The organism is Mycoplasma sp. CSL10137 (genome assembly GCF_017116845.1).
Classification (GTDB): Bacteria; Bacillota_I; Bacilli_A; order Mycoplasmatales; family Metamycoplasmataceae; genus Mycoplasmopsis.
This window is the reverse complement of sequence record NZ_JAFIRE010000007.1, coordinates 22,546-32,502: the sequence shown is the minus strand read 5'-3', so window position 1 is coordinate 32,502 and position 9,957 is coordinate 22,546. Positions and strand designations below refer to the sequence as shown.

The following is a 9,957-nucleotide window of genomic DNA, read 5'->3' as shown; positions in this document are numbered from 1 at the left end:
TTTACCTAATATTAAGTCTGCTTCCCAATGTCCAAATACTAGTCTTAAATCGACTTCTTTAGGTCTAGCCCATATTGATAATACGTATTCAGCACTTTTAATGAGTCTACTTATTACAGAAGATTGCCGCTTTCCGCCTTTTTTATAGTAAGATCTTAATCTATTTTTTCTGGTTATAATTCATTTATTAGTTTTAAGTCAATTAAAAATAGTTTTTATAGATGGTATTAAAATATTATTGCATTTACTTTTTACATAATTATATGTAGCCTTAACACCGTGAAATTTTTATCATATTTTTTCTTAAAATAATTGCTAAATTCTTCGAATTTAAAATTAACATCGAATCTAAAAAAGATATTTATGCGATTTTCTTCTCAACCTTTTTTCCTCTGCGATTAAAAAATTTTAATTACCATAATAATCACAATTTTTTCTTATTTCTCTTGAAATCAAAGAAACATTTCTTCTTAAACTTCTAGCGATACTTCGTAAAGAAAAGTTATTTTGAATACTATTTTGTATAAAAAATCTTTCTTCTTTAGTAATTTGATTGTAATTTTTGTTGTATAATTCATATGGTTCCTCGGTTCGTGTAGAGCCATTTTTTTATTAAAAAATTTCATGTGCTCCACAATTATATTTTATATAAATTGTGTTGCACTTGAAATTACAATTTAGCAACTCAAAATAGTTACAAAACTATTTTGAGTTTTTTATATTGATTCAACCAAAATGTTAAATTTGGTGGAATTATTAAATTAAGTGTAAACTTTGCGTAAGTTAAATGAAATTCAAAAGTATAAATTTAGTTTTTTATATTAAATATATCCAAAAAAGTGTAATAGATAATATATTTAAACAAAAATTGAAGCAATATTTAAAATGTTAATTATAGTATAATTTAATTATGAGTAATAATAAAATGATGGATAAAAATGATAAGAATAAAATTAAAGTTTTACTAGGAAATTTATGGTTGAATTGATTTTATTTTTTAAGATTTTGTATTAAAGAAAGTAATAAAAAGAGTGAGTTCATAAATAATAAAATTTTAACTAGATTGTTCGAAAAATTAATATATGCCAAACTAAGAAATTTAAAAAAATTAAAAATTAAAAAAGCTAATGATAATAATAAAAAAGGTGAAATTGATTGAAATTCATGTTATGAGTGATATATAAACATTAAAATTAACAAACATAAAGACTATAAAATTGAATGTCAAAATTGCTCAAATATTATTAAGAAATTGTATTCCCGGGATTTAGAAAATCTAATCAAAAATGAATATGATCTTTTAAAAATAACTATACTAGCAATAAAAATGGTAGATGAAAACATTGTGGAAGATGACATAGTAATTAGTACTTTTATTTTATTTTTAGAAAAACAAGTTGGGTTAGACGCTACTACTATTTTGAAAAATGAAGAAATTGAAAAAAACGAAAATGATAAAGCTAAAATAAGCGAAATAGAAGAAGAAAATAACAAAAACCTTATAAAAATATATAAAAAAGCAAAAAGTTTTTCAATAGTTGACGCTGAACATAAAAAAAATAAACAGATTCTACCAGATAAGCGTTTTAAAAATAAAAGCTTATTTATGAGAAATTATTTAGCTAAAAATCAAGAACGTAATGATTATAAATTTAAATTTTATGTGGTTAATAAATTGCTTATTAATTTAGATTTACTCATAAATACTCATTGAATTAATTTAGTTGTTGACTTTAGAAATTCGTTAGAAAATATTTATGACAAAGAAAAAAACAATATTTTAGAAAATGACGGCAATAATATTCAAAGTGAAAATATTGAATTTAGTAAATTTAATTATATTGATCCAAACTTAATATTAGAAGAAGATGAAAATTTAAGACTAAAATCTTTTGTTTTTCCGTTTGAACCAATTGAACTAGAAGATTTACAATGGTCATTTGATGAACTAATTAGTTTTATGTTTAAAAATGATAGTTTTTCAAGTAAAAAAATCAATTCAAAAAATTCAAAACTTAATATAACAGAAGATGATATTAAACATGTTGAAAGTATTGACGATGATGAAATTTCATACTATGCAAGTAAAATAGCTAGTGAAGTTGAAGAAGAAAATGTTAAAAACATTTTAATTACTGGAGAACAATTATCTGGTAAAAGTAGTATTTTGAATTCATTTTTAAAAAATAAAAATCAAAATGATTATATAAAAATTAGTTTTACTAATATTAATAACATCGAAGCAAACGATACATTATTTGAAAAAAGCCTAGTAAGACAAATTATGTATCAATTAGATAATAATCGTTTTATTGGTAATATTTTAATTAATAAAAAGAAAGGTAAAAATAGAGTTATTTTATCAGTGTTTCTTGCTATTATTTTATCAATCCTTATCTTTCCGTTTGCTTTAAGATTATTCTATAAAATTGATCTTAACTTCAATTCGTTTATAGCTCAAATTAAGGTTAATTTACTATATAATATTATATTTTTATCATTAACATTATCATTCTTGTTTATAACTATTTTTACAGTTTTATACCTATTCCAAAAGAATTTATGGAGATTTAAATCTATTAAAATAAAGGGTAACGAAGTTAACTTGCATAATGATTCTACATTCTTGGATGCTAACGTTGACGTTATCGTAGATATAATTCTTCAATCTAATAAAAAAATAATAATATTTGAAGATATAAATAAAAAGAATAAAGAAAATATGGAAAATCTTTTTCATAAATTATTTGAAATGAATAGTCTTCTAAATTTAAAAACTAATGATAAAAAAATAACATTTATTTATGTAGTTAACTCAGGTGTTTTAGATGGACAATTTAAAATAAGATCATTTGATAATATTATTGATATTAAAAACGACTTTAACGAAATAGATAAAAGCGTTATTTCTAAAAAAATAGTTAACAAAATAACTACTTCTCAAAGCAAGAAAATATCAAACACTATTTTTCCACAATTTGATTTAATACAAAGTAAAGAAATTGAAAAAATAGTAGACAACTACATTAGCTACTTTTTAAATTGAAAAGAAATTAACATCATTTTAAATGAAGTTAACAATTTTGAATCAATAACAAAACATTTACTTGTTAAAAAGGTGCTAGAAGATCAAAGTTTACTTATAGATAATATCTCGAAACTTAACCATTTATTACACTTGAAACGAAAAGATAATTTAATAAAAAAATCCCCAATATTATTGAACAAAAAAGAAAATCCGAATAATAATGAAGAATCAAAATCTAACAAGAAATCTAAGAAAGATTTATTATCATTAATAACCAATAAAGAAAAAATATGTAAATCATGCGGAATAAATGAAGATGAAGAAAAAGTAAATAAATATGAATATAAAAATGTTTATTTAGATGAATTTGTTAATTTATGAGCAGGTATAGAAAGTCATTTAATTTTTACATCAAATAATTTCAATGAAAACAAATCATTTAACTTACATAAAAACGGAGGAAAAGCACTAATTATTCACAATAAACATAATTATAAAACAGATGCTGAAATAGATATGATTTCAGACTATTTAGTACACGGTTTTTCAAACTATTTTAATCCTTACAAAAGAGATAAACTTGTTAAAAATTCGCTAACTAGATTTACATTCTTTAAATACTATTTTGTATATTTAATCGCGAATAAATATTTAGAAAATCATAAAATTAATATTTCCTTATTAGATAAGAAAGATATAGAATCATTCGAAGATATTACTAGAAATATTAAAGTAAAAAATAAATATATCGAATACATGAGTGGTAAAGTTGAAATTAAAAATACTTTTGCTAGAATGATAATTAAAGATTTATTATATTTAGACGAAGAAATTATGTTAGAAAAGAATTTTGATCAATATGATACTAATGAGTTGGATGATCTTATTAAAGAAAAAATATTAAAAAGTTTTTCTAATAAAAAATACTTAAATAAATTTAAATTTATACTTTATTTTGTTTTTAATTATTTTAATAAAAACAAAAAGGAAAACGAAAATATATTAGACAAATTATTTAATGATAAATTAAATGAAAAAGTTCAAAATGCAATTGAATCATTTGTTAAAAAACACTCTTTAAGATTTTTAGATGAACACAATTTAAATCATAAACACAATATGACTAAATCACATGATACTCAAAATATGATTAATAAAGAAGCAGGAACAAAATTCTCTGAACAAATTAAGAATGCAACCAAGGAAAAAGACTCTATTTACAAATTGCTAGAACAATTAATATATGATGGATATATAATGAATAAGCCAAATTCATTTGTTATTCCTTCTAAAATTAATTATGGAGTAAAAAACACTAATGCTTGTTTTGAAATTGACCACTTGTTTGCACGTAAGATTAACGCTTCGTTTTTACTTAGGGAAACTAAAAAATGTTTTAGTGTAGACTTGTCGGATGTTTATGAAATTTTCGACACTATCGATATAAAAAAATCCGAAAATAAGAAAGATGATTATTTACAAAAATTGTGTGATTTTTACAAAAAATGATATAAAGTGAATAATATTAAAAAACCAATATATAAATTAGAAAAATTAGATATTGATATGAATCAAAAATATAGTGATATAATTACAAAATAAAATAAGGAGTCAAGTTGAAATTAAAAGATATCTTACTAGATGACGCCGTTTGTAATAATTTCCTATCATACATTCATGATAAAAAGGGTGATAGTGCTTTCGAGTTTATAAATGATATTCCTATGTATATTGATAAACTGGGCAAAAAAATATGAGTTATCAATCAATCATTTACAACAATAATAAAAGATGAAATTATAGACTTGATTGAATCCAATGATATTAGAAGCATTAATATCGGAGAGAACACAATTTTTGACCCAAAAGTAGAACAAAAGTTAAAATTATTAAATTTTTCATCAAACCAACAAGGAATTTCGGTTTATAATAAAAAAACATTTCCTATAATTCAACGTTTGAGTGATAAATATTTTTTAGAAGCTGTTGATAAAGACAATTTTGAAGAGTCAGTACAATTCTTATATGATGAAGATTTTTACCCCGCTTCAATTAAAGTTTGAAAAGAAACATACCAAGAAAATATATTAGGGTTTATTATTAGGGATAAAAATGGACAAATTGTTGCAAACGCAAGTTGTGTTTATCAAACAGAAGATTTTGGTGTTATTTGGGGTGTAGCAACAAATGAAAAACATAGAAGACAAGGTTTAGCAACTCATTTAACATTGCAATTAGTTACAACCCTTATGAATATGGGAAAAAAATCACTTTTATATTTTACGGAAGATAAAATAGGTCGCTTCTATGGAAAGATGGGTTTTGAAACAAAACACACTCTGATAACATATTGAAGAAAAAATAATAAATAAATTAATAGAATAAATATTAAAAAGCAATTTATTTGCTTTTTATTTATATACTTTTTAATTGTGATATGAAATTGAACACACAAAATAGTTAAAAATAATTGTTTTGTGTTTTTATATAAAAAAATAAGCAATAGTTTGTTATAATTAAGAAATATATTCCGTTATTAAAAATAAGGAGATGACAAAAATGGAAAATGTTAAAATTTTTGCATTAGGTGGTCAAGACGAGAACGGAAAAAACAGTTACGTTTTTAGTTATAATGATGATTTATACATAATTAATTCAGGTGTAAAAATTCCTATTAATTCAAAAAATGGTGTTGATACATTAATACCTGACTTTACTTTTTTAGAAAAAAATAAAGATAAAATTAAAGGAATTTTCATTACGGATATTAGAAATGAAAGTTTTTCCGCTCTTCCTTGATTACTAATGAAAGTGCCAAATGCTAGAATTTATACTTCTTTCTTAAATAAACATTTTATTCAAGAAAGACTTCAAAAATACAATATAAAATTAGATAAATTTCAAATAAAAACAATTACAGAAAGAACTAAAATAGGTTCAATTGTTGTTCAACCTATATCTCTTCCTGGTTCAACCCCAGGAAATTTAGGTTTTGATTTTATAACTAAGTCAGGTGATTATTTGTTTATGTTTAACTATGTTGAAGGTGATTTAGGAATTTTTGGTAAAACTTGATTTTACCATCTATCTAAAGCATTCGGAAAGCGTAAATTAAACGCAATAATTAGTGATGCTGGAAGATCAAAAACAAACGGTAAAGCCATTGATAAAATAAAATTGCCAAAATATATTGAAGAATCATTTAAAAAATCTAATTCAAAAAGCAGGATTGTTATTGGTGCATATTCCGAAGATGTTGCTACATTACAACAAGTAATTGAACTTGCTAAAAAGTATAATAGACCAATTATTCCTTATGGTAAGAATTATGCAGACATACTATTTTTAACTAAGCAATTCTTAGAAAAAGGGTACCCAGAATATCAATTCCCTGAAATATTAGATTATAAATTGATAAACAAAACAGATAATGCTGTTGTTTTAGTTACAGGTTCTATTGAGAGATTATATTCTCGTTTTGTTAGGATAGTTTCTAATGATGATGTTTATATGAAAATTAATAAACAAGATACTGTAATTATGATGGCGCCCCCAGTGAACGGTTTAGAATCCGAAGCGGCTCAAACATTAGATGAAATTGCTAAAGTCACTTCTAATTTAATTGATGTTCCAGAAAATGAGTATTTTTATTGTAGACCATCAAGAGAGGATATTTTTAGTTTAATTAAAAATTTAAAGCCAAATTATTTTATACCTGCACAAGGTTTATATAGGTATTTAGTTGACATTTGTGATTATTTACAAACAGAAAACAAAAATACAAATTCAATTGTGCTTTTAAATGGTAAAATTGCACATTTTGAAAACGGAAAATTAATTTCTCATAACGGTAGAATAAAGGAAATTGGCGATACTATTATAGATGGTTTTGGGGTTGGAGATATTTCTTCAGAAGTTCTCGCTGAGAGAGAAGTTTTAGGTCGTGATGGTGTTGTTATTATTAATTCTTTATATTCACCTAAGACAAAGAAAATAATTGGTAAATTGCATATTAATTATGTTGGTGTAATAAATAGTGATGAATACTCTAAATTTGATAGATTAATAAAAGATATAATTATTGATTTGATTTCTAGCAAAGAATACGCTAATATGAGAGAGTTAAACGAAAGAGTTAGAAAAACTATAAGAAAAAAAATATTCAAATTAACAGATAAAGATCCGATGGTAGCCTTCACTCTTACACAGGTAAATTAAAATGTTAAAAAATAAATTATTAAATTTACTTAAAATGCCTTATTTAGAGGCGTTAAATAGTAACAATAATAGGGAAGTATTTTACAAAAAAATTAGCAAAATAAAACTTACTATAGGGATAGTATTGTTTATTTTGCTTTTTGCTTTTTTTCTTCTGTTTAACACAAATGTTTTACCCGAAATTTTAAATTGATTTTATATTTATAGTTTTGGACTTTTATTCGGCAATACTATTATATTTCTATTCGTTGGTTTTACAATAGTTTTTTGTTTTGAAATTTATTTTAATTTTAATGAAAATAAAATAATTTTCTATTTTAGTAGAATTAATATGATTCGAATCGGAGAATTAAGATATAAAATTTACTCTTCAATAATATACTTTTTTGTAGCAGCTACACTTTTAGATCATTTAGTTATACATTTTTTGACTATTGAAAATTTTTCTTTTCAACCTAAAAATTTATCTTTAATTTTTACCGAAGGGTGATGAAAAAAGTTTGGGTTAAGCAAAAAAGATTATTTTACAATTGATAATGTTTCAGTTTGAAATAATATAGGAGTTTTTTTTGATACCTTAATAAATATTTTGTATATACCTTTTTTATCTCCGATTTTACCTATTTTCGCTTTAGCTTTAATTATATTTTCTATTTTTTCTCATTTGACAAACATTAAATTTCGCCAATTATTTAGTAATAAAAAAATAACATTAAGCGAAAAAGTAAGGTTTTTAAAAAACGAAAATAATGATTTTATATACACTAAAAGGGTAAAAGATTATTATGATTTTTTATTTTATGCAGCTAGACATTTTGTTTTAGATTTTAAAAATTTAAGTTATTCAAAATTAGAAAAAATAATTTTAAAAAAAACTGATTCAAAGGTAGTTGAAGATTTTTATTTTTGATATAATGACTTAAAATCAAAGACTGAAGAGTTTGATTATAATATCGAAAATAGACATACACCGATAACAATAAAATTATCTGAAGAGAAAGAATATAATCACGAAAAAGATTGGCTAGATGAATTTGATTTTCAAGATTAATTTAATAATTAATAAAAGGAGAAAAAATGATTAAAAAAATGAATTGAGCAGAAGCTCAAGAATTAATTAAAAATAAAGATACAGATAAATTAACTTTTTTAACTTTTACAACTGAATGATGTACAGATTGTAAAATGATGAAACCCGTTTTCAACGGAGTTGCAAATAAATTTGAAGGAAATAATCAAGTTGAATTTATAAATGTTGACGCTGAAGAAGCAAAACTTTTTAGAGACCCTAATACTAAATGAAGAGTTTTAAAGGTTCCTACAACTATATTATTAAAAGGAGACGAAATAGTTGAAAAAGGTTTTGAATACGTCCCAGAAGAAGTTCTAGAGGATTGAATAGACAAAAGAATTGCATAATGATACACCGAGAACAGTTGTTAAAATTAAAAACCGAAAAAAATGATTTCTATTTTTCGGTTTTTATTATATAATTATAAAGCAACTATAACGTAGATCTATAAGGTTGCTAGTAATACAAAGTTGTTGAGGTATTATCTAGGTTTTTATAGTGAGTTATTGTTCAAAAGAACAAAAGGAGACAACATGAGCAAACTAAACATTAAAATTAAAGGGTTTGATCATACATTAGTTGATGAAGGAGCTAAAAAAGTTTATTTATTGTTAAAAGAACTTAAAGCTAAAGTTAGTGGACCAATTCCATTACCAACTAAAAGAGATGAAATCACAATTTTAAGATCAGTTCACGTTAACAAACCAAGTCGTGAACAATTTGAAAGTAGAACTCATCAAAGATTAGTAGTTGTTGAAAACGCTAATAGTGAAGTTACTGACAAATTAAACAGATTAGAATTACCTGCTGGTGTAGGAATTCAAATTAAAGTTAAATAATTTAAATTAAAATTTTTAAGGAGAAAAAATGAAAGGAATCTTAGGACGTAAAGTTGGTATGACTCAAATTTACACCGAAACAGGTTTAAGAATACCTGTTACTGTAATAGAAGTACAACCAAATGTTGTTACTAAAGTTTTAACAAACGACAAAAACGGTTATGTTGCCACACAACTTGCCGTATTTGAACAAAAAGCTAACCGTGTTAATAAGCCAGATAGCGGTCAGTTTGCTAAAGCTAAAACAACACCTAAGCGCTTCGTAAAAGAAGTTCGTGAAATGTCAGGTTTCGAACTTGGAGACACAATTAAAGCTGACATATTTAAAGTTGGTGAACTTGTTGATGTTACAGGTACATCTAAAGGAAAAGGTTTTGCTGGTACAATTAAAAGACACAACCAACACATTGGACCTAAATCACACGGTGGTGGTGGTGGATCACAACCAGTAAGACAAACAGGATCACTTGGAGATATCGCAGGAAACAGAGTTTTCAAAGGTATGACAATGCCAGGTCATTTAGGTAATGTAAAAACCACTGTGCAAAACTTAGAAGTTGTAAAAGTTGATTTAGAAAATAATTTAATTTTAGTTAAAGGATCAATTCCTGGACCTAAAAAGTCATATATAGTTGTTAAAGAAGCTGTTAAAGGTCTTCCAGCTCACGAAGGTGTTAAACTTGTTGATGTTCAAGAAGTTCAATTATTAAATGAATTAATTGAACAAGCTAAAAAACACAATATTGAAGTTACAGTTGGAATGCATTCATCAGAATTAAAAGCATTAATAGAAGAAGCAG

At 24.0% G+C, this 9,957-nt stretch carries 7 protein-coding genes and 1 pseudogene; 7 read left to right on the top strand and 1 reads right to left on the bottom strand.

The window, feature by feature from the left end:
• Window positions 1–408: 408 nt before the first annotated feature.
• On the bottom strand, window positions 409–513 hold the full coding sequence (locus JXZ92_RS04305; RefSeq protein ID WP_374967677.1) for a helix-turn-helix domain-containing protein: 105 nt from the start codon (window positions 511–513) through the stop codon (window positions 409–411).
• A 397-nt stretch (window positions 514–910) separates the two neighbouring features.
• On the opposite strand from JXZ92_RS04305, the gene JXZ92_RS03420 reads away from it, so the two are divergent.
• The 7 genes and pseudogenes from JXZ92_RS03420 to rplC all read left to right on the top strand — a co-directional run.
• Window positions 911–4,630: a hypothetical protein gene (locus JXZ92_RS03420; protein WP_205852364.1), complete on the top strand. Its 3,720-nt coding sequence runs from the start codon at window positions 911–913 to the stop codon at window positions 4,628–4,630.
• Window positions 4,631–4,644: 14 nt separating this feature from the next.
• Window positions 4,645–5,400, top strand: coding sequence for a GNAT family N-acetyltransferase (locus JXZ92_RS03415; RefSeq protein ID WP_205852363.1), 756 nt, complete (start codon window positions 4,645–4,647; stop codon window positions 5,398–5,400).
• 187 nt (window positions 5,401–5,587) lie between these two features.
• Window positions 5,588–7,246 carry a ribonuclease J gene (locus tag JXZ92_RS03410; protein ID WP_205852362.1) on the top strand — a complete coding sequence of 553 codons (1,659 nt, stop codon included), beginning with the start codon at window positions 5,588–5,590 and terminating at the stop codon, window positions 7,244–7,246.
• Between the two features lie 331 nt (window positions 7,247–7,577).
• Window positions 7,578–8,297, top strand: a complete 720-nt coding sequence (locus JXZ92_RS03405; protein ID WP_205852361.1) for a hypothetical protein — start codon at window positions 7,578–7,580, stop codon at window positions 8,295–8,297.
• A gap of 26 nt (window positions 8,298–8,323) precedes the next feature.
• The gene (locus JXZ92_RS04290; protein ID WP_205852360.1) at window positions 8,324–8,665 is read left to right on the top strand and encodes a thioredoxin family protein; all 342 of its coding nucleotides are present in this window, start codon (window positions 8,324–8,326) and stop codon (window positions 8,663–8,665) included.
• A 186-nt stretch (window positions 8,666–8,851) separates the two neighbouring features.
• Entirely contained in the window at window positions 8,852–9,157 is a 306-nt protein-coding gene (gene rpsJ / locus JXZ92_RS03395; protein ID WP_205852359.1) for a 30S ribosomal protein S10, read from the top strand.
• Between the two features lie 28 nt (window positions 9,158–9,185).
• Window positions 9,186–9,809, top strand: a pseudogene (rplC, locus tag JXZ92_RS03390) (50S ribosomal protein L3); the annotation flags it as partial.
• Between the last annotated feature and the right edge of the window lie 148 nt (window positions 9,810–9,957).